This is a genomic window from Burkholderia sp. PvR073, assembly GCF_054055695.1.
On sequence record NZ_JBSRXO010000004.1, the window covers coordinates 344,422 to 369,029 of the forward strand.

General features: G+C 67.1%; 24 protein-coding genes. 12 read left to right on the plus strand and 12 right to left on the minus strand.

All coding sequences use genetic code 11. From position 1 onward, the window contains the following. Nucleotides 1–54: 54 nt before the first annotated feature. Complete coding sequence (locus tag ACVK00_RS16010; protein WP_284891102.1) at nt 55–747, minus strand: VOC family protein; 693 nt, start codon at nt 745–747, stop codon at nt 55–57. Between the two features lie 218 nt (nt 748–965). Between ACVK00_RS16010 and ACVK00_RS16015 the strand changes: the two genes are divergently transcribed. The 4 genes from ACVK00_RS16015 (at nt 966) to ACVK00_RS16030 (ending at nt 5,547) form a co-directional block, all read left to right on the plus strand. Continuing rightward, nucleotides 966–2,426, plus strand: a complete 1,461-nt coding sequence (locus ACVK00_RS16015; RefSeq protein WP_166724888.1) for an aminotransferase-like domain-containing protein — start codon at nt 966–968, stop codon at nt 2,424–2,426. A gap of 156 nt (nt 2,427–2,582) precedes the next feature. Further along, complete coding sequence (gene htpG, locus ACVK00_RS16020) at nt 2,583–4,481, plus strand: molecular chaperone HtpG (protein WP_166724889.1); 1,899 nt, start codon at nt 2,583–2,585, stop codon at nt 4,479–4,481. Nucleotides 4,482–4,489: 8 nt separating this feature from the next. Further along, nucleotides 4,490–5,071, plus strand: coding sequence for a chorismate--pyruvate lyase family protein (locus tag ACVK00_RS16025; protein ID WP_284891124.1), 582 nt, complete (start codon nt 4,490–4,492; stop codon nt 5,069–5,071). Further along, nucleotides 5,071–5,547: a DNA-deoxyinosine glycosylase gene (locus tag ACVK00_RS16030; RefSeq protein ID WP_228905102.1), complete on the plus strand. Its 477-nt coding sequence runs from the start codon at nt 5,071–5,073 to the stop codon at nt 5,545–5,547. Before ACVK00_RS16025 ends, ACVK00_RS16030 begins: the two co-directional genes overlap by 1 nt. 129 nt (nt 5,548–5,676) lie before the next feature. Here ACVK00_RS16030 and ACVK00_RS16035 read toward each other — a convergent pair whose 3' ends face one another. Further along, on the minus strand, nt 5,677–5,931 hold the full coding sequence (locus tag ACVK00_RS16035; protein ID WP_284891100.1) for a hypothetical protein: 255 nt from the start codon (nt 5,929–5,931) through the stop codon (nt 5,677–5,679). A gap of 217 nt (nt 5,932–6,148) precedes the next feature. On the opposite strand from ACVK00_RS16035, the gene ACVK00_RS16040 reads away from it, so the two are divergent. The 3 genes from ACVK00_RS16040 (at nt 6,149) to mctP (ending at nt 9,054) form a co-directional block, all read left to right on the plus strand. Next, complete coding sequence (locus tag ACVK00_RS16040; protein WP_228905100.1) at nt 6,149–7,066, plus strand: class I SAM-dependent methyltransferase; 918 nt, start codon at nt 6,149–6,151, stop codon at nt 7,064–7,066. 198 nt (nt 7,067–7,264) lie between these two features. Further along, nucleotides 7,265–7,507 carry a DUF3311 domain-containing protein gene (locus ACVK00_RS16045; protein WP_006754439.1) on the plus strand — a complete coding sequence of 81 codons (243 nt, stop codon included), beginning with the start codon at nt 7,265–7,267 and terminating at the stop codon, nt 7,505–7,507. Beyond that, the gene (gene mctP, locus ACVK00_RS16050) at nt 7,504–9,054 is read left to right on the plus strand and encodes a monocarboxylate uptake permease MctP (protein ID WP_284891098.1); all 1,551 of its coding nucleotides are present in this window, start codon (nt 7,504–7,506) and stop codon (nt 9,052–9,054) included. The genes ACVK00_RS16045 and mctP overlap by 4 nt, the downstream gene beginning before the upstream one ends. A 90-nt stretch (nt 9,055–9,144) precedes the next feature. On the opposite strand, the gene ACVK00_RS16055 is transcribed toward mctP, so the two are convergent. From ACVK00_RS16055 to ACVK00_RS16075, 5 genes are all read right to left on the minus strand, one after another. Next, nucleotides 9,145–9,600: a VOC family protein gene (locus ACVK00_RS16055; protein WP_175656562.1), complete on the minus strand. Its 456-nt coding sequence runs from the start codon at nt 9,598–9,600 to the stop codon at nt 9,145–9,147. Nucleotides 9,601–9,846: 246 nt separating this feature from the next. Next, nucleotides 9,847–10,800, minus strand: a complete 954-nt coding sequence (tal, locus tag ACVK00_RS16060; RefSeq protein ID WP_165751814.1) for a transaldolase — start codon at nt 10,798–10,800, stop codon at nt 9,847–9,849. 170 nt (nt 10,801–10,970) lie between these two features. After that, nucleotides 10,971–12,182, minus strand: coding sequence for a benzoate/H(+) symporter BenE family transporter (locus ACVK00_RS16065; protein WP_228905096.1), 1,212 nt, complete (start codon nt 12,180–12,182; stop codon nt 10,971–10,973). A 56-nt stretch (nt 12,183–12,238) separates the two neighbouring features. Continuing rightward, nucleotides 12,239–13,414, minus strand: coding sequence for a vWA domain-containing protein (locus tag ACVK00_RS16070; protein ID WP_229050286.1), 1,176 nt, complete (start codon nt 13,412–13,414; stop codon nt 12,239–12,241). Between the two features lie 21 nt (nt 13,415–13,435). Next, nucleotides 13,436–14,278: an AAA family ATPase gene (locus tag ACVK00_RS16075; RefSeq protein WP_228905093.1), complete on the minus strand. Its 843-nt coding sequence runs from the start codon at nt 14,276–14,278 to the stop codon at nt 13,436–13,438. A 243-nt stretch (nt 14,279–14,521) separates the two neighbouring features. Between ACVK00_RS16075 and ACVK00_RS16080 the strand changes: the two genes are divergently transcribed. Beyond that, nucleotides 14,522–14,881: a c-type cytochrome gene (locus ACVK00_RS16080; RefSeq protein WP_006754446.1), complete on the plus strand. Its 360-nt coding sequence runs from the start codon at nt 14,522–14,524 to the stop codon at nt 14,879–14,881. A gap of 40 nt (nt 14,882–14,921) precedes the next feature. Continuing rightward, on the plus strand, nt 14,922–15,281 hold the full coding sequence (locus tag ACVK00_RS16085; RefSeq protein ID WP_228905091.1) for a c-type cytochrome: 360 nt from the start codon (nt 14,922–14,924) through the stop codon (nt 15,279–15,281). 72 nt (nt 15,282–15,353) lie between these two features. Here the strand turns inward: ACVK00_RS16085 and ACVK00_RS16090 are convergent, their stop codons facing one another. Next, the gene (locus ACVK00_RS16090) at nt 15,354–15,821 is read right to left on the minus strand and encodes a DUF1841 family protein (protein WP_373421674.1); all 468 of its coding nucleotides are present in this window, start codon (nt 15,819–15,821) and stop codon (nt 15,354–15,356) included. 234 nt (nt 15,822–16,055) lie between these two features. Here ACVK00_RS16090 and ACVK00_RS16095 point away from each other — a divergent pair, with 234 nt between their 5' ends. Continuing rightward, entirely contained in the window at nt 16,056–16,985 is a 930-nt protein-coding gene (locus ACVK00_RS16095; protein ID WP_284891093.1) for a DMT family transporter, read from the plus strand. Between the two features lie 79 nt (nt 16,986–17,064). Here the strand turns inward: ACVK00_RS16095 and nth are convergent, their stop codons facing one another. Both nth and rsxB read right to left on the minus strand, forming a co-directional pair. Next, entirely contained in the window at nt 17,065–17,709 is a 645-nt protein-coding gene (nth, locus tag ACVK00_RS16100; protein WP_006754450.1) for an endonuclease III, read from the minus strand. After that, nucleotides 17,706–18,719 (minus strand): electron transport complex subunit RsxB, encoded by a 1,014-nt coding sequence (gene rsxB, locus ACVK00_RS16105; RefSeq protein ID WP_284891090.1) that lies wholly within the window; start codon nt 18,717–18,719, stop codon nt 17,706–17,708. Before rsxB ends, nth begins: the two co-directional genes overlap by 4 nt. Before the next feature lie 155 nt (nt 18,720–18,874). Between rsxB and ACVK00_RS16110 the strand changes: the two genes are divergently transcribed. Then, nucleotides 18,875–19,507 (plus strand): TetR family transcriptional regulator, encoded by a 633-nt coding sequence (locus ACVK00_RS16110; RefSeq protein ID WP_228905085.1) that lies wholly within the window; start codon nt 18,875–18,877, stop codon nt 19,505–19,507. 103 nt (nt 19,508–19,610) lie between these two features. Here the strand turns inward: ACVK00_RS16110 and phaZ are convergent, their stop codons facing one another. Next, the gene (gene phaZ / locus ACVK00_RS16115; protein ID WP_284891089.1) at nt 19,611–21,092 is read right to left on the minus strand and encodes a polyhydroxyalkanoate depolymerase; all 1,482 of its coding nucleotides are present in this window, start codon (nt 21,090–21,092) and stop codon (nt 19,611–19,613) included. Nucleotides 21,093–21,303: 211 nt separating this feature from the next. Next, the gene (locus ACVK00_RS16120; RefSeq protein ID WP_354123001.1) at nt 21,304–23,133 is read right to left on the minus strand and encodes a glycoside hydrolase family 15 protein; all 1,830 of its coding nucleotides are present in this window, start codon (nt 23,131–23,133) and stop codon (nt 21,304–21,306) included. Nucleotides 23,134–23,299: 166 nt separating this feature from the next. Between ACVK00_RS16120 and ACVK00_RS16125 the strand changes: the two genes are divergently transcribed. After that, on the plus strand, nt 23,300–24,547 hold the full coding sequence (locus ACVK00_RS16125) for a lactonase family protein (protein WP_284891087.1): 1,248 nt from the start codon (nt 23,300–23,302) through the stop codon (nt 24,545–24,547). Nucleotides 24,548–24,608 lie beyond the last annotated feature (61 nt).

The following is a 24,608-nucleotide window of genomic DNA, read 5'->3' on the forward strand; positions in this document are numbered from 1 at the left end:
TACTGGGTGTCTCCGTATTGCTGGGTTTGTGTAATCGAACGGGCGGCCGGGCGGTCAGCGCAGCGTGCGGGCGCCTTGCGGCGTGTCGAATTCCGCGACGAGCGCGGGTGGGCCGTCGCCGGTTTCGACGTCGAGGAGATGGCTGGCGCCGAGCCAGTCGAGCTGCTCGCGGATCGCGTCCGCACGCGGGTGGACGCCCTTGAGCGACTTCAGCACGACGCCGTTGTCCGGCAGCGATTCGGCCGGATGACGCGGGCTGTCCCACTGGATCAGCGACGGCACGAGGCCGTCGCCGGCGCGTTGCCACGCGGGGAACGCGCCGTCGTCGGGCACCGTGAGGCCCCAGCTCAGGTCGCCGCGCCGCATCGCGACGACCGGCGCGATGCGCGCCGGGTACTGGCTCTGCCACAGCGCGAGCTGGCGCGGGCGGTCGACGCGCGCGACCCAGTGCGCGAGGAACGGACCGTGCGCGAGCCGTGCGTGCATCGCCGGATCGTCGAGGCCGAACAGCCGCGCGCGCGGCGGCGTGGCGTCGTCGCCGGTGGCCGGTGCGTCGGGATCGATCGCGATCACTTCGAGGTACAGCCCGCCCCACGCGCCGAACAGCGCGTTATGGGTGCGCATCAGCGGATGGCGGCCGCCGCCGGCGGGCTGGATGCCGAGCGCGTCGGCGACATGGCGCACGCCGTCGTCGAGCGTGCGCGCGGCGATCACGAGATGGTCGAGGGTCAGGGAGCGGGCTGGCATGAACGTCGGTCGGGAAGCGAAAGTGTCATGGTGGGCGGACGGTAGCGCGACCGGCCGGTGCCCGGGCCGCGTTGCACGCCGGGCGGTGCGGCCCCGCGTGCGGCCGGGCCGGAACGGCGGCCGCAGGTCGCCATTGAGGTCAACTGTAATCGTCGGCACCGGCACAGTAACGGTACAATCGGCGCGATAGCCTTCGGTACAGTTGGAGTTGCCCGCCCGTGTCCACCGTTCCTCTCGCCCAGATTCCCGCGCCGCACGATACGGCCACCCTCACGCTCGTCGACCAGCTTGTCCAGTGGGCGCGGCGCCGCATCGACGAGCGCGTGTTCCGGCCCGGCATGCGCATGCCGTCGATCCGCAAGCTCGCGCTCGACAAGAGCGTGTCGCGTTTCACCGTCGTCGAGGCGTACGAGCGGCTCGTCGCGCAGGGGTATCTCGATTCGCGGCGCGGCTCCGGTTTCTACGTGCGCGAGCGCACGGCCGTCGGTCCGCAGCCGGTCGACAACGTGGCGCGCGTGGCGGAGGCCGCGCCCGTGCACAACACGATCGACGTCGTCTGGCTGCTGCGCAACATGCTGCACACCGCCAGCCCGGAAAAGGGGCCGGGTCTCGGCTACCTGCCGGGCCGCTGGCTCGACGGCGAGCTGATCACCGGCTCGCTGCGCGCGCTCGGGCGCCAGTCCGGCGCTCAGATGCTCGGCTTCGGCACGCCCCAGGGCTTCCTGCCGCTGCGCCAGCAACTGCAGACGCGGCTCGCGGAAGTCGAGATCGGCGCGAAGCCCGAGCAACTCGTGATGGTGTCGGGCATCACGCAGGCGATCGACCTGATCTCGCGCATCTACGTGCAGCCGGGCGACGCGGTGATCGTCGGCGATCCCGCATGGTTCCAGATGTTCGGCCGCTTCGCGTCGCAGGGCGCGCAGCTCGTCGGCATGCCGTATACGCCCGACGGCCCCGATCTCGACGCGCTGGAAACGCTCGTGCAGATGTGGCGGCCGAAGATGCTCGTGATCAATTCGGTGCTGCAGAACCCGACCGGCACGTCGCTGTCGGCCGCGCAGGCGTTCCGGATCCTGAAGCTCGCGGAGGCGTACGACTTTCTCGTCGTCGAGGACGACGTGTACGGCGACCTGTGCCCGCCGAGCTACCCGGCGACGCGACTCGCGAGCCTCGACCAGTTGAAGCGCGTGATCTACCTCGGCAGCTATTCGAAGACGCTCGCGGCGAATTTGCGGGTCGGCTATGTCGCCTGCGCGCCGGAGATCGCGAAGGCGATCACCGACCAGAAGATGCTGGTCGGGATGACGACGCCGGAGCTCAACGAGCGCGTGCTCTACAAGATCCTGACCGAAGGGCATTACCGGCGCCACGTCGAGCGCTTGCGCGCGCGACTCGACGGCGTGCGCGACAAGACCGCGCGGATGCTCGAGCGCACCGGGCTGCGGCTGTTCACGATGCCGGCAGCCGGGATGTTCCTGTGGGCCGACACGGGCGTCGATTCGGACGCGCTCGCGGCCGCCGCGCACGAGGAAGGATTCTTGCTGACGCCGGGCAGCCTGTTCTCGCCGCAGCAGTCGTCGTCGACGTGGACGCGCTTCAACGTCGCGAACTGCGGCGATCCGGCGCTGCCGGGCTTTCTCGCGCGCTATATCGAGTCGGCGGCGCGGCGCGCGTCATGATGGGGCGGCACGACGCCCCTTGAAATCCGGTCGCCCGGCCCCAGATACCCGCGCAAACCGCTTGCGCCAGGCGGTCGTCCTTGACGGGCCTTCCGGCATCGCGCGCCGGGCGCCCGCGCCACACCATTCAAGTTCAAGTAAGAGGAAACAGCATCCATGGCACACGAAACGATGAGCTTTCAGGCAGAGGTCAAGCAACTCCTCCACCTGATGATTCATTCGCTCTACAGCAACAAGGAAATCTTCCTGCGCGAACTGGTGTCGAACGCGTCCGACGCGGCCGACAAGCTGCGTTTCGAAGGACTCGCGGACAACGCGCTGTATGAGAACGATCCGAACCTGCGCATCCGCATCGGCTTCGACAAGGCCGCACGCACGATCACGATCGACGACAACGGCATCGGCATGAGCCGCGACGAGGCGATCGCGAACCTCGGCACGATCGCGCGCTCGGGCACCAAGGAATTCTTCACGAAGCTGTCCGGCGACCAGCAGAAGGACGCGGCGCTGATCGGCCAGTTCGGCGTCGGCTTCTACTCGGGTTTCATCGTCGCTGACAAGATCACCGTCGAGACGCGCCGCGCCGGCCTGCCGGCGAACGAAGCCGTGCGCTGGGAAAGCGCGGGCGAGGGCGATTTCACGATCGACGCGATCGAGCGCGCGCAGCGCGGCACGACGATCACGCTGCACCTGCGCGAAGGCGAGGACGAGCTGCTGTCGTCGCACCGCCTGAAGTCGATCATCCAGAAGTATTCCGATCACATCGCGCTGCCGATCCTGATGCAGAAGGAAGAGTGGGATCAGGAAAAGGGCGAGATGGTCCTGAAGGACGAGGACGAGACCGTCAACCAGGCGAGCGCGCTGTGGACGCGTTCGAAGAGCGACATCACCGACGAGCAGTACACGCAGTTCTACCAGCACGTCGCGCACGACCACCAGGATCCGCTCACGTGGACGCACAACCGCGTCGAGGGCCGCAGCGAATACACGCAACTGCTGTTCGTGCCGGCGCACGCGCCGTTCGATCTGTGGAACCGCGACTATCGCGGCGGCCTGAAGCTGTATGTGAAGCGCGTGTTCATCATGGACGACGCCGAGCAGCTGCTGCCGCAATACCTGCGCTTCGTGAAGGGCGTGGTCGATTCGGCCGACCTGCCGCTGAACGTGTCGCGTGAAATCCTGCAGGAAAGCCGCGACGTGAAGGCGATCCGCGAAGGCGTGACGAAGCGCGCGCTGTCGATGCTCGAGGAACTCGCGAACGCGGAAGAGGATGCCGGCAAGGAGAAGTACAAGACGTTCTGGAGCGCGTTCGGCCAGGTGCTGAAGGAAGGCCTCGGCGAGGATCACGCGAACCGCGAGCGCATCGCGAAGCTGCTGCGCTTCGCCTCGACGCACGGCGACACCGATGCGCAGGACGTGTCGCTCGCCGACTACGTGTCGCGCATGAAGCCGGAGCAGAGCAAGATCTACTACGTGACCGCCGATACGTGGCAGGCCGCGAAGAACAGCCCGCATCTGGAAGTGTTCCGCAAGAAGGGCGTCGAGGTGCTGCTGCTGACCGATCGCGTCGACGAATGGATGCTGTCGTTCCTGCATGAATTCGACGGCAAGCCGCTCGCGAGCGTTGCCCGCGGCGATCTCGACCTCGGCGAGCTGAACGACGAGGAAAAGAAGGCGCAGGAGCAGGCGGGCGAGGCGATCAAGCCGGTCGTCGAGAAGATGAAGGAAGCGCTCGGCGACAAGGTGAAGGAAGTGCGCGTCACGTTCCGCCTGACCGATTCGCCGTCGTGCCTCGTCGCGGACGACAACGACATGAGCGGCTACCTGCAGCGGATGCTGAAGGCGGCTGGTCAGAACGCGCCGGCGATGCAGCCGATCCTCGAGATCAACCCGGAGCACGCGCTCGTGAAGCAGCTCAACGCCGAGAGCGCCAATTTCGGCGACTGGTGCCATCTGCTGTTCGACCAGGCATTGCTGGCCGAAGGCGGGATGCTCGACGATCCGGCGAGCTTCGTGAAGCGAACCAACGCGCTGCTGCTGTCGCGCACTGCGTGAGCACGCGGATTCGATTCGACGGCGCACAGGCGGGCTGGCGCGAAACGCCCCGGCCCGGCTGCACGCTCGACCAGCGCGACTGGCTGACGCGCGGCGGTTCGCTGACCGCGCATCTCGCGCGGCTCGGCAGCGTGAGCGTGCGCGTGACACGCGAGGCCGTCGACTGTCCGTGGTTCGACGAGCCTGACGCACTCGACAGTGCGCCGCGCGCGCCGATGTGGGTGCGCGAGGTGATCCTGTCGGTCGACGGCACGCCGTACGTCGCCGCGCACAGCATCGCGCCGCTCGCGGCCAGCAAGGGGGTATGGCAGGCGATGCGGCGGTTGCGCACGCGGCCGCTCGCGGAGCTGCTGTACAGCGATCCGCAGGTCGAGCGCTCGGCGCTCGTCAGCCGGCGCGTGATCGCCGGTCATCCGCTCTATGCGCTCGCGAGCCATGCGTTGCAGGGCGCGCGGGCGCCACACGCGTTCGTCGCGCGGCGCTCGGTGTTCCAGCGGCACGGCAAGCCGTTGATGGTCACCGAGTGCATGCTGCCCGCGTTGTGGCGCCATCTCGATGCGCATGGCGACGGGCCGCGCGGAGCCGCGTGATGCTGCAAGGTTTTGCGCCGGTCGTCGGGCCGAATACGCACACGATGATTCTCGGCAGCTTTCCGGGCGAGGCGTCGCTCGATGCCGCGCAGTACTACGCGCATCCGCGCAATCAGTTCTGGCGGTTGCTCGGTGCGGTGCTCGGCGAGCCCGGGCTGCACGAACTTGCGTACGACGCACGGCTCGAAAGTGTGCTTTCGCACGGCATCGGCATCTGGGATGTCCTCGATGCATGCCATCGGCAAGGCAGTCTCGATTCAGCGATCCGGAATGCGAAGCCGAACGACTTCGCGTCGTTGCGCGAGCATGCGCCGTTGCTGAAGAAGGTGTGTTTCAACGGGAAGACGGCGGGGCGCTTTGCCGACGTGATCGGGCAGGCCGGGTATGAAACGCTGGTGCTGCCTTCGTCGAGCCCGGCGAATGCGATGCTGTCGTTCGAGCAGAAGCTTGAGCAGTGGCGTCACATTGCTTCCTGAGCGCCCAAGCGCTGCCGCCGCACTCACGGCTAGCGCTGTGAAGTCGTTGGCAGGGCGTGATCGAGCGCAGCATGCATTTGCGCGCCGTGATGAAGATCAGCGTAGACGTTTCCGCTGCGCGCCGCGTGATCACTCGTCCTCGCCCCATCTCCACCGGGGCTTCTCTCCCTTGAGCCAGCACACGGCGGTCAGCAGCGCGACCAACACCACGATGCAGGCGCCGTATGCCAGCGGCGATCGATGCGGCGGCAGAAGCCATGCGGTGACGCCGATCCCGATCGCGAACAGCAGCAACACGACCCAGCCCTGCCACGCGACCGGCAAACCCCATCCCCATCCGTAGCGCTTGGCCGGAAACCAGATCTTTTTGTCGTTCGAGCTCATATGACTCCCCGTCGTCAGTGGTAGTCGCCTTCTCGTGGATGGCGAACTGCAAGCGTCGTCACCGTTCGACTGTCCCGCATGCCCGAAGCGCATGCAAGTCGACCGAATGGCCGGGCTACCGGTCCTGCGCTTGCCTGGCGGCCGGCCCGCTCCCACCAATGCTATCCTCTCGTCCGCTCATCCGGCATTACCCAGCATCACCCAGCGAGATTCAATCATGTCCCGACTCATCAAGCGCGCGTCCGCCGAGGCGCGCGCGTTCAAGCAACGCAAGACGTCCGCCTACAACGGCTCCGACAAGCTCCAGCCGCCGCGCATGAAGCGCCGCCCGGAGATCGACGAACACGACGACGTGCCCGTGCTCGAAGCGCCGCGCAAGCCGCGCTTCGCGCCCGTCACATTCTCGGAAGAGCGCGGCGTGCGCTTCCTGCACTTCGGCACCGAATGGGTGCAGGGTGCGATGCGGATCTCGAAGCCGCTGCACATCGAGCTCGAATACGCGCAGCAGATGATGGCGTGGCTGCTGTTCCTCGAAACGCCCGAACGGATCGTCCAGCTCGGGCTCGGCACCGGCGCGCTGACCAAGTTCTCGCACCGCTTCCTGTCGCACGCGAAGGTCGAGGCCGTCGAACTGAACCCGGCCGTGATCGTCGCGGCGCGCACGATGTTCGCGCTGCCGCCCGACGACGAACGCCTCGTCGTGCACGAAGCCGACGCATGGGATTTCGTCAACGATCCGGCCAACCGCGGCACGACGGGCGCGCTGCAGATCGACCTGTACGACGCGACCGCGCGCGGCCCGGTGCTCGACAGCGTCGCGTTCTATCGCGCGGTGCGCGGCTGCCTCGCCGACGCGGGCATCGCGACGATCAACCTGTTCGGCGACCATCCGAGCTTCGTGCGCAACATGAAGCACCTGAACGCGGCGTTCGACCATCGCGTGATCGCGCTGCCGGAAGTGCACGACGGCAACCGGATCGCGATCGCGTTCTCGGGCCCCGTGCTCGACGTGTCGTTCGCGCAGCTGGAAGCACGCGCGAAGCTGATCGAGGACACGCTGAAGCTGCCCGCGCGCAAGTGGGTGAAAGCTTTGAAAGAAACGACCGGCGCACGCGAATCCTCGTTCGCGATCTGACGCTCATGCACCGGCCGCATGCCGGTGCAACCGCGCGACTGGGGGCGGATCACCTCGGGTTCGCCCCCGCTTGACCGCGTGCTCGCGGCTCCTATACTGGCGCGAAGCCAGGGGAGCCGCAGCCTACCCGTTTCGCCGCTCCTCCCGGCGCCGTACCCGCTCAACAAGATCGATAACCGGGAAAGAAGAGGAGACGTCATGGCTCACGATGCCGACGCCAATCGGGCCGCGAAGCGCTGGCTCTGGCTGCTGGTGCTGCCGCTGATCGCGATGGTCTGGGTACCGTCGTACAGCAAGATCGAACCGCAATGGTTCGGTTTTCCGTTTTTCTACTGGTACCAGCTGCTGTGGGTCTTCATTAGCGCGGTGATCACCGCGTTCGTCTATTTCAAGACCAAGAACGCGTGGAAGGCGAGCGGCCCGCAGGGAGGTGCGCAATGAACCTCGGCGCAACCTTCGTCTTTGTGCTGCTGTTCATCGGCGTCACGATCATCGGTTTCCTGGCCGCGAACTGGCGGCGCGGCGATCTCGCCCATCTCGACGAATGGGGCCTCGGCGGACGCCGCTTCGGCACGATCGTCACGTGGTTCCTGCTCGGCGGCGACCTCTACACGGCCTATACGTTCGTCGCGGTGCCCGCGCTGGTGTTCGGCGCCGGCGCGATGGGCTTCTTCGCGCTGCCCTATACGATCCTGATCTATCCGTTCGCGTTCGTCGTGTTCCCGAAGCTGTGGAGCATCGCGAAGCGCCACGGCTACGTGACGGCCGCCGACTTCGTGAACGCACGCTACGGCAGCCGGATGCTCGCGCTCGCGATCGCGGTGACGGGCATCCTCGCGACGATGCCGTACATCGCGCTGCAGCTCGTCGGCATCGAAGTCGTGATCGGCGCGCTCGGTTTCGACACGACCGGCTTCGTCGGCGATCTGCCGCTCATCATCGCGTTCGCGATCCTCGCCGCGTACACGTACACGTCGGGGCTGCGCGCGCCCGCGATGATCGCGATCGTGAAGGACGTCCTGATCTACATCACGATCGCAGCAGCAGTCATCGTGATTCCCGCGAAGCTCGGCGGCTTCGGGCACATCTTCGCGTCGGTGCCGCCGGCCAAGCTGCTGCTGAAGGCGCCTGACGCGATGAGCCTGAACGGCTACAGCGCGTACGCGACACTCGCGATCGGTTCCGCGCTCGCGCTGTTCCTGTATCCGCACTCGGTCACGGCGATCCTGTCGTCGTCGTCGGGCAACTCGATCCGCCGCAACATGGCGATGCTGCCCGCATACTCGTTCGTGCTCGGCCTGCTCGCGCTGCTCGGCTACATGGCGCTCGCGGCGGGCGTGAAGGACATGCCGCAGTACGCGCCGTACTTCAAGGCGTTCGGCCCGAACTTCGCGGTGCCCGCGCTGTTCCTCGAGTATTTCCCGTCGTGGTTCGTCGGCGTCGCGTTCGCGGCGATCGGCATCGGCGCGCTCGTGCCGGCGGCGATCATGTCGATCGCGGCCGCGAACCTGTACACGCGCAACATCCACCGCGAGTTCGTGAACCGCAACATGACGCACCAGCAGGAGACGCACGTCGCGAAGCTCGTGTCGCTGATCGTGAAGGTCGGCGCGGTCGCGTTCATCCTCGGCTTGCCGCTGACATATGCGATCCAGCTGCAGCTGCTCGGCGGGATCTGGATCATCCAGACGCTGCCGGCGATCGTGCTCGGCCTGTACACGCGCGTGCTCGACCATCGCGGCCTGCTGGCCGGCTGGGCGGCCGGCATCGTGTGCGGCACGTGGATGGCGATCTCGCTGAAGCTGGCCGGATCGATCTTCACGATCCACGTGTTCGGTCTCGCGATTCCGGGCTACGCGGCCGTGTGGTCGCTGATCGTGAACCTGGTGGTGTCGGTGGCGGTGAGCGTGCTGGTGCGCGTGATGGGCATGGCGCATGCGGAGGACCGCACGCGGCCGGAGGATTATCTCGACGTCGTCGAGAGCTGATACGGGCGGCGCGGCCGCGCGCCGCGCGCCGCGCATCGCGCCGCAACAACGACGCCCGTCACTGCGAAGTGGCGGGCGTTTTCGCTGGCGTCAGCCCTGCGCGCGTTTCGCGAGATCCTCGCGCTGCGACAGATCCTCGACGTTGACCATCCAGTGCACGCCGAAACGATCCTTCGCCATCCCGAAGCCGAGCGCCCAGAATGTCTTGCCGAACGGCATCGTCACTTCGCCGCCGTCGGCGAGCGCATTGAATAGCTTCTGGCCTTCGTCGACCGTCGCCGGGTTCAACGACAGCGAATAGCCGGCGTGCATGCCGCCGCCCGGCTGGCTGCAGTCGCCGTCCGAGCACATGATCATCGAGTCGCCGATCGTGAAGCTCGCATGCATGACCTTGTCGGCCATTTCCGGCGTCATCGGGTAATCGGGATTGGGCGGCGCATCCTTGAAATGCATCTTGAACATCGTCTTCGCGCCGAGCGCCTTTTCGTAGAACTGAAGGGCTTCTTCCGCGCGGCCGTAGAACGTCAGGTACGGTTGGACTTGCATCGTTGTCTCCTGTTGACCGGGCTGGCGTGTCGGGGCCGGCCCGGGTACTTCGAAGATTGACCGGGAAGAGCGCGTCGGGATGCGGCCGGCGCACTCGTGACGTGGATTGTAGTGCGCGCGCTTGACGATGGAATGAAAAATAAAAACGGCCACGAACACGAGGTTCGCGGCCGTTCGCAGCGCTTGCTGACGGCTGTTGTCAGCGTTGCTGACAGTTCAACTGACAGCAGTCATGCGCGGCACGGATCAGCGCAGCGAGTCGATCAGCTTTTCGAGCTTCACCGCGTCGGCGGCGAACACGCGGATGCCTTCGGACAGCTTTTCCGTCGCCATCGCTTCGTCGTTCAGCTGGAAGCGGAACGAGGCCTCGTCGATCGCGACGCGCTCGGTCGGCTTGTCGAGCAGCGCGTCCGGCGACAGCTTGCGCTCGACCGTGTCGTTGCTGTCCTGCAGCTTCTGCAGCAAGTCGGGGCTGATCGTCAGCAGGTCGCAGCCCGCGAGCTCGGTGATCTGGCTCGTCGTGCGGAAGCTCGCGCCCATCACTTCGGTGTTGTAGCCGAACGTCTTGTAGTACGTGTAGATGCGGCGCACCGACTGCACGCCCGGATCGTTCGCGCCGCCGTTCTTCGCTTCGTCCCAGTCGGCGCCGGCCTGCTTCTTGTACCAGTCGTAGATACGGCCGACGAACGGCGAGATCAGCTGCGCGCCGGCTTCCGCGCTCGCGGCGGCCTGCACGAGCGAGAAAAGCAGGGTCATGTTGCACTTGATCCCTTCCTTCTGCAGCACCTCGGCCGCGCGAATGCCTTCCCACGTCGACGCGAGCTTGATCAGGATGCGCTCGCGGCCGATGCCGGCGTCTTCATACAGCTTGATGAGTTCGCGACCCTTGTCGATCGAGCGCGGCGTGTCGAACGACAGGCGCGCGTCGACCTCGGTCGACACGCGGCCCGGGATCAGCTTCAGGATCTCGGTGCCGAATGCGATCAGCAGGCGGTCGATGATGAAATCGGCGGATTCGTCGCGGTGATCGCGGACGGTTTTCTCGAGGATCGGCTTGTACGCGTCCTTCTGGACGGCCTTCAGGATCAGCGACGGGTTCGTGGTCGCGTCCTGCGGCTTGTATTGCGCAAGCTGCTGGAAATCGCCCGTGTCGGCGACGACGGTCGTGTACTGCTTCAGCTGGTCGAGTGCGGTAGTCATGGCGATTCGGGAGGAGGGCGCGGGGCGCCGGGGTTCTCACGGGCCGCGCGAGCGCGGCAGCGAAGCGAAGCGGCGCCGGGCGCCGCCTCCGATTCATCATTTTAGGCCCGATTCGTGTCGCGCACGTTTTGGCGTGCCGTTTGCAGGGGGGGCCCCGCCGTGGGGCGGCGCTACGCGGGGCGCCGCGCGTTCAGGATCACCTGCGTGACGATTCCCGCGACGAGCCCCCAGAACGCCGAGCCGATCGACAGCAGCGTGAGTCCCGACGCGGTGACCATGAACGTGACGAGCGCGGCCTCGCGCTGTTTCACGTCCTGCATCGCGTTCGCGAGGCCGCTCATGATCGAGCCGAACAGCGCGAGCGCGGCGACCGACACGACGAGCGCCTTCGGCAGCGCCGCGAACAGCGCGGCGATCGTCGCGCCGAAGATCCCGGCGATCAGGTAGAACGTGCCGCACCACACGGCGGCCGTGTAGCGCTTCGCGTGCTCCTCGTGTGCTTCGGGGCCGGTGCAGATCGCCGCGGTGATCGCCGCGAGGTTCACGCCGTGCGAGCCGAACGGCGCGAGCAGCAGCGATGCGAGGCCGGTGGTCGCGATCAGCGGCGACGACGGTGTCGTGTAGCCGTCCGCGCGCAGCACTGCGATGCCGGGCACGTTCTGCGACGCCATCGCGACGACGAACAGCGGAATGCCGATGCTGACGATCGAAGCGAGCGAGAACGCGGGCATCGTGAACACGGGCTGCGCGAGCGCGATGTGGAAGCGGCTGAAGTCGAGCAGGCCGAGGCCGCCGGCCACGGCGGTGCCGACGATCAGCGTCGTGACGATCGCGTAGCGCGGCGCGAGCCGCTTGACGATCAGGTACGTGAAGAACATCGCGAGCACGAGCGCGGTCTGGAACTGCGCGGCGCGGAAGATCTCGATGCCGATCTCGAACAGGATGCCCGCGAGCAAGGCGGCCGCGATCCCGGCCGGAATGCGCCGCATCAGCGTGTCGAACAGCCCGCTCACGCCGACCGCAGTCAGCAGCAGCGCGCACACGACGAACGCGCCGATCGCCTCGGGATACGGCACGCCGGGCAGCGACGCGATCAGCAGCGCGGCGCCGGGCGTCGACCATGCGACCACGACAGGCGCGCGAAAGCGCAGCGACAGGCCGATCGTCGTCAGCGCCATGCCGATCGACAGCGCCCAGATCCACGACGAGATCTGCGCGTCGCTCAGGTGCGCGGCGCGACCGGCCTGGAACATCAGCACGAGCGAGCTCGTGTAGCCCGTCATCATCGCGACGAAGCCGGCGACGAGCGCGGAGACGGACGTATCGGTGAAAAAGCGGCGGCCGCCGGCGCGGGCTGCGCTCGCGGTGGGCGAAGGATTCATGCTATCTCCGGAGAGGGCCGCTCGGACGCGGCCTTCGTGTCTGCAGGTTGGGTTCGTTACTTGCTGAGCGCGCGCATCGCGGTTTCGAGGCCCGCGAGCGTGAGCGGATACATGCGCTGGCCGAGCAGGTCGCGGATCACCGCGACCGATTGCCGGTATTCCCATAGCCGCTCGGGCTCGGGGTTCAGCCATGCATGGTGGGGGAACTGGTCGGCGAGGCGGCGCAGCCAGACGGCGCCGGCTTCCGGGTTGTTGTATTCGACCGAGCCGCCGGGCTGCAGCACCTCGTACGGGCTCATCGTCGCGTCGCCGACGAAGATCAGCTTGTAGTCGGGCGTGAACTTGTGCAGCACGTCCCACGTCGCGGTGCGCTCCGCATGACGGCGGCGGTTGTTCTTCCACAGGTGGTCGTACACGCAGTTGTGGAAGTAGTAGAACTCCAGGTGCTTGAACTCGGCCTTCGCGGCGGAGAACAGCTCCTCGGTGCGCTTGATGTGGTCGTCCATCGAGCCGCCGACGTCGAGCAGCATCAGCACCTTCACGTTATTGTGACGCTCGGGCACCATCCGCAGGTCGAGCCAGCCGGCATTCGCGGCCGTGCTGCGGATCGTGCCGGGCAGGTCGAGCTCCTCGGCCGCGCCTTCGCGCGCGAAGCGGCGCAGGCGCCGCAGCGCGACCTTGATGTTGCGCGTGCCGATCTCGACCGAATCGTCGTAGTCGCGGTACGCGCGCGCCTCCCACACCTTGACCGCCGTGCGGTTGCCGTTCGACGGGCCGCCGATGCGCATGCCCTCGGGGTTGTAGCCGCCGTGCCCGAACGGCGACGTGCCGCCCGTGCCGATCCACTTGTTGCCGCCTTCGTGGCGTTCCTTCTGCTCGTCGAGCAGTTCCTTCAGGCGCTCCATCAGCTTGTCGAGCCCGCCCATCGCCTCGATCTGCGCCTTTTCCTCCGGCGACAGCTCGCGTTCGAGACGCTTCTCGAGCCAGTCGAGCGGGAGGTCGAACGCTTCGGACGGCAACGCGGACACGCCGTGGAAATACGCACCGAACGCCTGGTCGAACTTGTCGAAGTACTGCTCGTCCTTGACGAGCGTCATGCGCGCGAGGAAGTAGAACGCGTCGATCGACGGCGAGATCAGCCCGGCCTTCAGCGATTCGAGCAGCGTCAGGTATTCCTTCACCGAGACGGGCAGCTTGGCTGCGCGCAGCGCGTAGAAGAAATTGAGCAGCATGGCCGGGCCTTCGCGGGTGGGTTACCGGTTGTGCCGGTTCATGTAGACGAGCCGCTCGAGCAGGCTCAGATCCTGCTCGTTCTTCAGCAGCGCACCTGCGAGCGGCGGCACGATCTGCTTCGCGTCGACGCTGCGCAGCGCGTCTGCCGGGATGTTCTCGGCGAGCAGCAGCTTCAGCCAGTCGAGCAGCTCGGACGTCGACGGCTTCTTCTTCAGCCCCGATACGGTGCGCAATTCGAAGAAGCTCTCGAGCGCCGCGCGCAGCAGCTCCTCGCGGATGTTCGGGAAGTGGACCGCGACGATCTTCTGCATCGTCGACGCGTCGGGAAACTGGATGTAGTGGAAGAAGCAGCGGCGCAGGAACGCGTCGGGCAGCTCCTTCTCGTTGTTGGACGTGATGATCACGAGCGGGCGGTGCTTCGCGCGCACGGTCTCGCGCGTCTCGTACACGTGGAATTCCATCCGGTCGAGCTCGCGCAGCAGGTCGTTCGGGAATTCGATGTCGGCCTTGTCGATCTCGTCGATCAGCAGCACGCTCGGGCGCTCGGCGTCGAACGCCTGCCACAGCACGCCCTTCACGATGTAGTTCGAGATGTCCTTCACGCGCTCGTCGCCGAGCTGCGAGTCGCGCAGCCGCGATACCGCGTCGTATTCGTACAGGCCCTGCTGCGCTTTGGTCGTCGACTTGATGTGCCACTGCAGCAGCGGCATGTCGAGCGCGGCCGCCACTTCCTCGGCGAGCATGGTCTTGCCGGTGCCGGGCTCGCCCTTGATCAGCAGCGGGCGTTGCAGCGTCAGCGCGGCGTTGACCGCGAGTTTCAGGTCGTCGGTGGCGACGTAGTGCGAGGATCCTTCGAAACGCATGGTGGCGCTCTTCTTAATCGCAAAAAAACCCAGTATAAGTCAGAAGGGCTGTCCAGTCGGGCCGGGGGCGCGTATCGTTGCGGAGCTGCGGCGGGGCGGGCCGGGGCGCCTGGTGGACGCGTTCCCCGCCGACGCGGTACAATCTGGCCGTTTTTTTTGGCCTGCGTGGCGATCCGATAGCAAAACGGCGCGGGCCGTTGCCGCTTCGGCGCCAGTTTCCCCTCAAGCTAGGTTACAAGAGCTATGAACAAATTCGTCGGCAAACACGTCGTTGTCGCGGCGCTCGTGGCGCTCGCGGGCAGCGCGCAGGCGGCCGGTGTGGTCGGCAACCCGAAGGACGGGGCGGGCAAGGCCGCCATGTGCATCGGTTGCCACGGCATCCAGGATTACCGCGCGGCGTACCCGGAGGTCTACCGGGTGCCCGTCCTTGGCGGCCAGAACCAGCAATACCTCGAGAACGCGCTGAAGGCTTACCGCAAGAAGGATCGTCATTTCCCGTCGATGAACGCGATCGCCGGTTCGCTGACGGACCAGGACATCGCGGATCTGGCGGCCTACTACGCCGCCCAGAAGGCCGACACGAAGGACAATCCCTACAAGTAAAGCGCGCGCCGCCGATCTGACCGGCGGGACAGGAGCATTCATGAACAACGCATTCAAGACGGCGGCGGTTGCACTGGCGGCCGGCCTCGCGATCGGTACCGCGCATGCGGCGGACACCGTGAAGGGCAAGGAACTGGTCGAGTCGCACAACTGCGCGGCCTGCCACGGCGCGCAATTGAACAAGCCGATCAACGCCGAGTATCCGCGCCTCGCGGGCCAGCACGCCGACTACCTCGTGTGGTCGATGCGCCAGTACCAGATGGGGCTGACGAACCCGCTGCTCGGTCGCAACAACGCGATCATGCAGGCGCAGGTCCAGAACCTGTCGGTCAGCGACATGAAGGACATCGCGGCCTACATCGAGTCGCTGAAAGAGACCGATCTCGTCTTCAAGAAGTAAGCGCGCCGGACCTTGCCGGTCCGTGCAGCAGGAATACCCCGCCATGGCGGGGTATTTTTTTGTCCGCGGCGCTCAGTCGCGCGACGCGCGGCGCAGGATGCGCTGCAGGTACGCGTCCGTATCGGGCGGCGTGCCGGTGCGCTGCGCTTCCCAGATCGTCTCGCCGAGACATTCCATGATCATGTGCTGCGCTTCGTGCGTCGAGTCGAGCTTCGCGGCCAGCTTGTCGTGCGCGGCGCGGATGCCGGGCGGCTGGTCGATCGACAGCTGCTCGCTGATCGCGAGGTGCATCGACAGGTGCAGGAACGGGTTCGTGCGGCCTTCCTCGGGCGTGTAGTCGCGCGCGGTGGCGCCGTCGGCGTCCGCGAGGTCGGCGTGGTATTCGGGGTGCTCGACGATCCAGTCGGCTGCCATCGCTTCCAGCGGCGTCAGGATCTCGCCGGCGCGCTGCTTGCGCCAGGTCTCGGTGAAAAAGCGACGGACTTCGTCGCGACTCGGATTGAACATGGTGGGGAAACGTCGTGATTCGGGCGGCGTCATGCCGCGTCGCGCATTGTACGCCGGGTCGGCGCACGGTGCTGGCGGCGATGGGCGCGCGGGCGGGGCGCGCATCGTGGCGGTCCACGGGGGTGGCGTGGGCGGCGTGGGCGGGAGCCAGCCTGCCGCGGGCCGCGGCGCGGCGCAACGGGTAAGCGCGGGCTAGGCTGCCGGCCGCCGCGCCGCTACACTCCGACGATTCCCGTCGTCGCGCTTGCACCGCTCAACCCGCTCAACATGTCCGCCACCGCCCGCTCATCGTCCCCCGCGCTGCAGGGCGCGCTCTATGTCGCGCTGTCCGCCGCCTCATTCGGCGCGATGGCGATCTTCGGCCGCTATGCGTATGCGGCCGGTGTCGACGTGCTCGGGCTGCTGATCGTACGTTTCGCGATCGGCGGCGCGATCCTCGCCGCGATCGCCCGGCACCGCCGCGTCGCATGGCCGCGCGGCCGCACGCTCGTGCCGCTCGTGGCGATGGGTGCGCTCGGCTACGTCGGACAGTCGTTCTGCTATTTCAGCGCGCTCCAGCATGCGCAGGCGAGCCTCGTCGCCTTGCTGCTGTACCTGTATCCGGCCTTCGTCACGCTGCTGGCCGCGTGGTGGCTCGGCGAGCGCCTGACGCGCGCGAAGGCGGTCGCGCTCGTGCTCTGTGTCGCGGGCTCGGCGCTGATGGTCGGCGGCGGCCACGGCGAGCCGCTCGGCATCGCGCTCGCGCTGGCTTCCGCGGTGATCTATTCGCTGTATATCGTCGGCGGCACGAAGGCGACGCGCGGCGTTGATCCGCTCGCGACCACCGCGATCATCTGCCTGTCGGCGACCGCGACGCTCGTCGCGATCGCGATCGTGCGGACCACGGCGTTCGGCGCGCCGCCGCGCTGGCCGGCGACCACCGCCGGCTGGGCGTCGATGCTCGCGATCGCGCTGGTGTCGACGGTCGCCGCGATGCTCGCGTTCTTCGCCGGGCTCGAGCGGCTGGGGGCCGCGCGTACGTCGATGCTGTCGACGCTTGAACCGGTCGTGACGGTCGCGCTCGCGGCGCTGCTGTTCGGCGAGGCGCTGTCGCCGCTGCAGTGGGCCGGCGGCGTCGCGATCCTCGCGGCCGTGCTGGCGCTCGTGCGCGCGGGCGGTGCGGCGGCCGACGACGCGACGGCGACGTCCAACGCATAGCAGGGAAGGGGAAAGCCGCCGGCGCAACGATGGAGCCGGCCGGTTGCAAGGCGCGCGGCCCGTCAGCCGCGGCTCGCGCTCACTCGTTCGGCGGCGGCGTCTTCGGCCGGAATTCGCACAGCGGCTCGATCGCGCAGTGCCAGCATTCGGGCTTGCGGGCCTTGCACACATAGCGCCCGTGCAGGATCAGCCAGTGATGCGCATCCTGCAGGAATTCCTTCGGCGTGAACTTCTCGAGCGCGGCCTCGACGGCCCGCACGTCCTTGCCGGGCGCGAGCCCCGTGCGGTTCGCGACGCGGAAGATATGCGTGTCGACCGCGATCGTCGGCTGGCCGAACGCGGTGTTCAGGACGACGTTCGCGGTCTTGCGGCCGACGCCCGGCAGGCTTTCGAGCGCTTCGCGATCGGCCGGCACCTCGCCGTCGTAGCGCTCGAGCAGGATGTTGCACGCGGCGATCACGTTCTTCGCCTTGGTGCGGTACAGGCCGATCGTCTTGATGTAGTCGGCGACGCCTTCTTCACCGAGCGCGACGATTTGTCGCGGGGTGTTCGCGACCGGAAACATCTTGCGCATCGCCTTGTTGACCGACACGTCGGTCGCCTGCGCGGACAGCATCACCGCGATCAGCAACTCGAACGGCGTCGTGTATTCGAGCTCGGTGGTCGGATGCGGATTGAGGCTTTGCAGCGTTTCGTAGATCGCGCGTCGTTTGGTGGCGTTCATGGACGGTTCTTGGGCGGCGCGGACGGGCTGCTCCGGTCGTCGTTGTTGTCTGGATCGTCGTTGTCGTTATCGTCGCCGGCTGCCGCGGCTTGCGCGTCGCGCTGCGCCTGCTGCTCGGCGAGCCGCTTGCGGCGGCCTTCGGCCGCGTCGATCTGCGCCTGCACGGCCGCGCTCACACCTTCGGTGTTCTTCGGCCCGGTGCCTTGCTCGGACAGTTCTTCCTTCTTCTTGCGCGCGCGTTCGAGCGCGGCGGCGATGATCGCGCGTTTCTTCGCGTCGGCGTCGTCGGCCGGCGCGGCGCTCGGTGCGTCAGGCTGTTTGCCGGGTTCGGCCGCGGCCGGCGCCGTACTGGCCGCACCGGCGCTGGCCGCGCGGCGGGCGGCGGCGCGCGCTTCGGCGGCCTCGCGTTCGCGGCGCTGGCGGGCGAGCCGGCGGTCGTGGCGCTCGCGTGCGGCGTCCGCCTGTTGCTGCGACCACGCGTCCCAGCCGGTGCGCTCGCCGGTCACGGGAACCATCGCGATGCAGTCGACCGGGCAGGGCGGCACGCACAGGTCGCAGCCCGTGCACAGCGATTCGACGATCGTGTGCATCTGTTTCGGTGCGCCGACGATCGCGTCGACCGGGCACGCCTGCATGCACAGCGTGCAGCCGATGCACAGGCTTTCGTCGATGAACGCGACGGCGCGCGGATGCTCGGTGCCGTTGACGGGGTTCAGCGGGATCACGGGCTTGCCGAGCAGGCGCGCGAGGCGCGCGATGCCTTCGGCGCCGCCGGGCGGGCACTGGTTGTAGCTCGCGTCGCCGGCGGCGATCGCGTCGGCGTACGGACGGCAGCCGTTATAGCCGCACTTCGTGCATTGCGTCTGGGGAAGCAGATCTTCGATGCGATCCGCGAGGGTCTTGGAATCAGTCACGGTGACAACGGGCGCTGTAGCGCCGAATGGCTCTCGGCCGCGTGTGGCGCGGCCGGAAAGGTTTGCCAAACCTTGATTATCGCCGATTTCCCGCATTGCGCTGGACGCCGTCTGTGCGCATAATCGAACCGCTTTTTTGCAGGGGCTCAGCAGGAGGGCGGCCGCACGTGGTGCGCCCGTTCCAGGGCGGCCGGCGCCGAGGCGGTGGGGGTGCCGGTCCGGATCACGCGGCTCACATAGCAAAACGCCACATGAATCAGCCAAAAATCAAAAGAGATCCTGAAGGTACGCGCCGTCGCATCCTGATGGCGGCAGCCGAAGAGTTCGCGAGTGGAGGGCTGTTCGGCGCACGCGTCGATCAGATCGCACGCCGGGCCGAAACCAACGAGCGCATGCTCTATTACTACTTCGGCAGCAAGGAGCAGCTGTTTACGGCCGTGCTCGAGCACGCGTTCTCCGCGCTGACCGACGCGGAGCGCGTGCTGGATCTCGATGGCGTCGCACCCGTCGAAGCCGTCACGCGGCTCGCGCATTTCGTGTGGGATTACTACCGCGATCATCCGGAGCTGCTGCGGCTCATCAACAACGAGAACCTGCACGAGGCGCGCTACCTGCACAAGTCGACGCGGATCCGCGAGATGATGTCGCCGATCGTCGCGAAGCTCGGCAACGTGCTGATGCGCGGCCAGAAGGCCGGGCTGTTCCGCGGCGACGTCGATCCGCTGCACTTCTACGTGACGCTGTCGGGACTCGGCTACTACATCGTGTCGAACCGCTTCACGCTCGCCGCGACGCTCGGGCGCGACTTCAGCGAAGCCGACGAGCGTGCGGAGATGGTCAGGATGAACACCGAGGTGCTGCTCGCGTATCTGCTGCGACGCTGAGTCGTGCGCCGGTGCGCGGCCCACTCGCGGCCGCTCGCTGCATAAGAAAACGCCGCCGTGCCCAACAAGCAACGGCGGCGTTTTTGCGTCGGAATGCGGCGCGTCAGGCGGCCTTGCGCGCGCGAACGGGTTTGACCCGCGTGCTGCCCGCGCTTTTCGCGGCCGGCGCGGCCTTCACGGTTGCCGTCCTGGCGGGGGCAACCGTCGCGGCCGGGGCCTTCGCGCGCACGCGCTTCGCGACGGTGGCGCGCGTCGTTTCGGGCTGCTTGCTGGACGGCACGGCGGCGAGGGTTGTCGTGGCCGGGGCATCGGCGGGCGTCTTCGTCGCGCCGTTCTTCGGTTCCGGCGCATGCTCGCGGATGAAGTCGCGCAGTTGCGGGTAGATGATCGTGCGCCAGCGGCGGCCCGAGAAAATCCCGTAGTGACCGCACTTCTCCGCGGTCAGGCTGCGGCGATCGTCCTGCGGGATGCCCGTGCACAGCTCGTGCGCGACGTGCGTCTGGCCGCTGCCCGAGATGTCGTCGAGCTCGCCCTCGATCGTCATCAGCGCGGTGTGCTTGATGTCCTGCGGACGCACGCGCTCGCCTTCGACATCCCACGTGCCTTCCGCGAGCCGGAATTCCTGGAACACGACGCGGATCGTCTCGAGGTAGTACTCGGCGGCCATGTCGAGCACCGCGTTGTACTCGTCATAGAATTGGCGGTGCGCTTCGGCGTCTTCCTCGTCGCCGCGCAGCAGGCTCTGATAAAAATCCCAGTGCGATTGCGCGTGGCGCTCCGGGTTCATCGCGACGAAGCCCGTGTGCTGCAGGAAGCCCGGATACACGTGGCGGCCTTCGCCCGGATAATTCGCGGGCACCGTGTGGATCACGTTGTTTTCGAACCACGAGGTCGAGTGCTGCGTCGCGAGCGAGTTCACCGAGGTCGGGCTGCGGCGCGCGTCGATCGGGCCACCCATCATCGTCATCGTGAGCGGGGTGTCCTCGCCGCGGCTCGCCATCAGCGAGATCGCCGCGAGCACCGGCACCGTCGGCTGGCACACGGAGATCACGTGCAGGTTGCGCGCGCCGATGTGACGAATGAATTCCTGGATGTACGCGACATAGTCGTGCAGGTGGAACGGGCCAACCTCGACCGGCACCATCCGCGCATCGATCCAGTCGGTGATGTACACCTTGTGATCCTGCAGCAGCGTGCGCACGGTATCGCGCAGCAGCGTCGAATGGTGGCCCGACAGCGGCGCGCAGACCAGCACGACCGGCTCGTCCTTCAGTTGCGTGACGGCGTCGGCGTCGTCCGAATAGCGCTTGAACCGCAGCAGCCGGCAGAACGGCTTCTCGACGATCGTCTGCTCGACGATCGGGATGTTGTGGCCGTCCTTGACGATCTGGTGCAGGTTGAATTCGGGCTTCTCGTAATCCTTGCCGAGCCGGTACATCAACTCGTAAGCGGCCGCCATCCGCGTCGCGCCGGGCATCAGCGAGAACGGGCTGGACGGATTGGCGAACGACTTGGAGGCGGCCTGGGCCCAGGCCGTGAGCGGGCTCAGCATGGCCCGCTGGAATTCGTGCAGTTGGTAAAGCATGCAGACTACTCCCGCTTGGGGGACGGTGCGCAGGGGCGGTGTGGTGCGTCGCGGCGTGCCGTGTGGGTCAGCAACCGGCCATATTGCAGTGCGGCCGGACAATCGAGTTGATCATATCGGACAACGATGGATGTTGCAATGCAACATTTCCCCGATTTTTCATCAAACTTTTGCGAATTGACGATCTCTGAAGAAGCCGCCCCGCCGCCGGTCAGCGCCCTGTCGCCATGGCCGGTGCGGGCTGGCCTGCCGCGCGTGCCATTGCATCTTCGTGGTGCATGAGGTTCATGGCGGTATGCACCAACGCCACGTGCGAGAACGCCTGCGGGAAATTGCCGACGAGCCGGCCTTCGACCGGGTCGTATTCCTCGGCAAGCAGCCCGAGGTCGTTGGACAGCGCGAGCAGCCGGCTGAACAGCCGGTGCGCGTCGTCGATCCGGCCGAGCAGCGCGTAATTGTCGACCAGCCAGAAGCTGCACGCGAGAAACGTGCCTTCGCCGGGTGGCAGGCCGTCGTCGTATTCGGTCGTGCGGTAGCGCATCACGAGCCCGTCGTGCAGCAATTCCCGCTCGATCGCGTCGACCGTGCCGACGATGCGCGAGTCTTCCGGCGGCAAAAAGCCGAGCAGCGGCATCAGCAGCACGCTCGCGTCGAGCTCGTCGCTGCCGTAGCTCTGCGCAAACGACCGTTTGCCTTCATGCCATGCGTTCTCGCATACGTCGGCGTGGATCCGGTCGCGCAGCGCGCGCCAGCGGTCGAGCGAGCCGGGCAGCCGGAACATCTCCGCCGACTTGATCGCGCGGTCGAACGCGACCCACGCCATCACCTTCGAGAACGTGAAATGGCGGCGGCCGCCGCGCGTTTCCCAGATGCCCTCGTCGGGCTCCTGCCAGATCTTCTCGAGATGGTCGAGCAGCGTGCATTGCACGGACCAGACCGTGTCGTCGGCCTGCAGGCCGCCTACGCGCGCGAGGTGCAGCGCGGCCATGATCTCGCCGAACACGTCGAGCTGCAGCTGGTTCGCGGCGCCATTACCCACGCGCACCGGTTTCGAATCCTGATAGCCGGGCAGCCAGTCGAGCTCCATTTCCGGCAGCCGGCGCTCGCCGGCGATTCCGTACATGATCTGGATCTGCTCGGGCGAGCCGGCCATCACGCGGCCGAGCCACGTGCGCCACGCGCGCGCCTCGTCGTAATAGCCGCCGCGCATCAGCGCGAGCAGCGTGATCGTCGCGTCGCGCAGCCAGCAGTAGCGATAGTCCCAGTTGCGGTTGCCGCCGATCTTCTCGGGCAGCGACGTGGTGGGCGCCGCGACGATGCCGCCGGTCGGCTCGTACGCGAGCGCCTTCAGCGTGATCAGCGAGCGGCGCACGGCGGCCGCGTAGCGGCCCTGCACCTGGCAGCGCCCCGACCATTCGAGCCAGTAGTTCTCGGTGCGCGCGAGCATCGACAGCGGGTCGCGCGCGGGCGGCAGCCGCAGGTGGGACGCCGCGTAGCCGAGCGAGAACGGGATGCGCTCGTCGGCGCTCACCGTGAATTCGGCGAGCGTGTGCAGGTTCTTGCCAGTGAGCTCGACCGGTGTGCGCAGCACGACCGTATCGGGTCCGGCGATTGCTTTCATCCCGTTCTCGCGTGACAACTGCGTGACCCACGGGATCGAGAAACCGTAGTCGAAGCGCAACACCAGTTCCATGCGCATCTTCATCGTGCCGTGCCGGCCGACGACGATCCGCACGAGTTCCGACCAGCCGTTGCCGGGCGGCATGAAGTCGATCACGGTGACGGCGCCGTCGACGCTTTCGTAGTCGGTTTCAAGGATCAGCGTGTCGCCGCGGTAGCGGCGTGACGTGTGCGTGATCGCGGCGTCGGCGGCCGGCGCGAGCAGCCAGCGGCCGTGCTCGGGGGTGCCGACCAGCGCCGCGAAACAGGCGCCCGAATCGAAGCGGGGCCAGCACAGCCAGTCGACGGAGCCGTCTTTCGAAATCAGCGCGGCGGTGTGTCCGTCGCCGACGAGGGCGTAGTCTTCGATCAGGGCGGGCATGGGCAAGCGGTCCTTGGGTTATTCGAGTTCACAATGCAGGCTGCGTCGCCCGGGCTTCACGTGTCGGCGTCGCGCCCCGTATACTCGGCCGGGCGGCGGAGCGCATGAACGGCCGGCGTTTCGTCCTATCTCAACACTTGAAGCGACTCGATGCAAGGAGGATTCAATGCCCAACCGTTTACGCGAGCATGACGCACGCGCTTCGACACGAGGGTTCCCGCTTAGGCTCGCTCACTGGATGAAAGGTTTCGCGCTCGTGCTTTCCTTGTCCGCGACCCACGTCTACGCACAACAATCGCCGGCACCGGCCGACGGCGTCTACAACCTGCTCGTCGGCACCTATACGGGGCACGGCAGCGACGGGATCTATGTGTACCACTTCGATACGAAAACGGGCAGCGTCGCGCCCGTGTCGTCGGCGAAGACCGTGAATCCGTCCTATCTGTTGCCGAGCCGCGACGGTCGCACCGTCTACGCGGTCAACGAACTGCCCGGCGACAACGGACCGGCCACGCAGCGCGGCGGCGTCAGCGCGTTCGGCTTCGATCCGAAAACGGGTGCGCTCACGTTCATCGACCGCGTTTCGTCGGAAGGGAACGATCCCTGCTATCTCGCGCTGTCGCCGGACGGCAAGTACCTCGTCACGGCCAACTATTCGGTCGCGGCCGATCCGGGCGGCAGCTTCGCGGTGTTCCCGACCCGCGACGGCGGCGCGGTCGGCCCGGCCGTGCTCTCCGTGCACCACGAAGGCACGGGGCCCGTGAAGGGGCGCCAGGACGGCGCGCACGTGCACTCGACGGTGTTCTCGCCCGATGGTCGCTACCTGTTCGTGCAGGATCTCGGCGCGGACAAGCTCTATGGCTACCGCTACACGGTGGACGGTAGCCGCGGGCTGATCAGCCCGACCGACACGCGCTACACGCCCGTGAAGGCCGGCTCCGGCCCGCGTCACATGGTATTCGGCGCCGACGGCCGGTTCGCGTACGTGACGAGCGAACTCAACGCTTCGGTCGAGGTGTTCGGCTACCACGACGGCAAGCTGACGCCGGTCGAGACGCTGCCGATGACGGCGCCGGGCTTCAAGGGCAAGGTCGGCGGCGGCGCGATCCACCTGTCGCCGGACGGCCGCTTCCTGTACGTGACCAACCGCGGCGACGTGAACGACATCGTGATCTACGCGGTGAGCCAGGCCGACGGCCGGTTGAAGCTCGTGGGCCGCCAGTCGAGCCTCGGCAAGACGCCGCGCGAATTCCTGATCGATCCGACCGGCAAGTGGCTGATCGTCGGCAACCAGGACAGCGACACGTTCTACGTGTTCAGCCGCGATGTCGAAACGGGGCAGCTCGGCTCGAATCCGCAGAAGGTTGCGCTCGGCAGCCCGGTCGACTTCAAGCTGGTGCCCGTGGCGCAGTAAATGCACGAAGGGCGCTGCCGAGGCAGCGCCCTTTCAGTGTCGGGCGGCTGCTTGCGCGGGG

Excerpts from the sequence above, each read along its gene's own strand:
- ACVK00_RS16095 (WP_284891093.1), top strand. The coding sequence starts at position 16,056 with ATGTCCGCCACCGCCCGCTCATCGTCCCCCGCGCTGCAGGGCGCGCTC.
- ACVK00_RS16110 (WP_228905085.1), top strand. The coding sequence starts at position 18,875 with ATGAATCAGCCAAAAATCAAAAGAGATCCTGAAGGTACGCGCCGTCGC.
- ACVK00_RS16080 (WP_006754446.1), top strand. The coding sequence starts at position 14,522 with ATGAACAAATTCGTCGGCAAACACGTCGTTGTCGCGGCGCTCGTGGCG.
- ACVK00_RS16065 (WP_228905096.1), bottom strand. The coding sequence starts at position 12,182 with ATGAATCCTTCGCCCACCGCGAGCGCAGCCCGCGCCGGCGGCCGCCGC.
- mctP (WP_284891098.1), top strand. The coding sequence starts at position 7,504 with ATGAACCTCGGCGCAACCTTCGTCTTTGTGCTGCTGTTCATCGGCGTC.
- ACVK00_RS16090 (WP_373421674.1), bottom strand. The coding sequence starts at position 15,821 with ATGACGCCGCCCGAATCACGACGTTTCCCCACCATGTTCAATCCGAGT.
- phaZ (WP_284891089.1), bottom strand. The coding sequence starts at position 21,092 with ATGCTTTACCAACTGCACGAATTCCAGCGGGCCATGCTGAGCCCGCTC.
- tal (WP_165751814.1), bottom strand. The coding sequence starts at position 10,800 with ATGACTACCGCACTCGACCAGCTGAAGCAGTACACGACCGTCGTCGCC.
- ACVK00_RS16035 (WP_284891100.1), bottom strand. The coding sequence starts at position 5,931 with ATGAGCTCGAACGACAAAAAGATCTGGTTTCCGGCCAAGCGCTACGGA.
- ACVK00_RS16125 (WP_284891087.1), top strand. The coding sequence starts at position 23,300 with ATGCCCAACCGTTTACGCGAGCATGACGCACGCGCTTCGACACGAGGG.
- ACVK00_RS16120 (WP_354123001.1), bottom strand. The coding sequence starts at position 23,133 with ATGCCCGCCCTGATCGAAGACTACGCCCTCGTCGGCGACGGACACACC.
- ACVK00_RS16010 (WP_284891102.1), bottom strand. The coding sequence starts at position 747 with ATGCCAGCCCGCTCCCTGACCCTCGACCATCTCGTGATCGCCGCGCGC.
- htpG (WP_166724889.1), top strand. The coding sequence starts at position 2,583 with ATGGCACACGAAACGATGAGCTTTCAGGCAGAGGTCAAGCAACTCCTC.
- rsxB (WP_284891090.1), bottom strand. The coding sequence starts at position 18,719 with ATGCGGGAAATCGGCGATAATCAAGGTTTGGCAAACCTTTCCGGCCGC.
- ACVK00_RS16040 (WP_228905100.1), top strand. The coding sequence starts at position 6,149 with ATGTCCCGACTCATCAAGCGCGCGTCCGCCGAGGCGCGCGCGTTCAAG.
- ACVK00_RS16030 (WP_228905102.1), top strand. The coding sequence starts at position 5,071 with ATGCTGCAAGGTTTTGCGCCGGTCGTCGGGCCGAATACGCACACGATG.
- ACVK00_RS16045 (WP_006754439.1), top strand. The coding sequence starts at position 7,265 with ATGGCTCACGATGCCGACGCCAATCGGGCCGCGAAGCGCTGGCTCTGG.
- ACVK00_RS16055 (WP_175656562.1), bottom strand. The coding sequence starts at position 9,600 with ATGCAAGTCCAACCGTACCTGACGTTCTACGGCCGCGCGGAAGAAGCC.
- nth (WP_006754450.1), bottom strand. The coding sequence starts at position 17,709 with ATGAACGCCACCAAACGACGCGCGATCTACGAAACGCTGCAAAGCCTC.
- ACVK00_RS16070 (WP_229050286.1), bottom strand. The coding sequence starts at position 13,414 with ATGCTGCTCAATTTCTTCTACGCGCTGCGCGCAGCCAAGCTGCCCGTC.
- ACVK00_RS16085 (WP_228905091.1), top strand. The coding sequence starts at position 14,922 with ATGAACAACGCATTCAAGACGGCGGCGGTTGCACTGGCGGCCGGCCTC.
- ACVK00_RS16075 (WP_228905093.1), bottom strand. The coding sequence starts at position 14,278 with ATGCGTTTCGAAGGATCCTCGCACTACGTCGCCACCGACGACCTGAAA.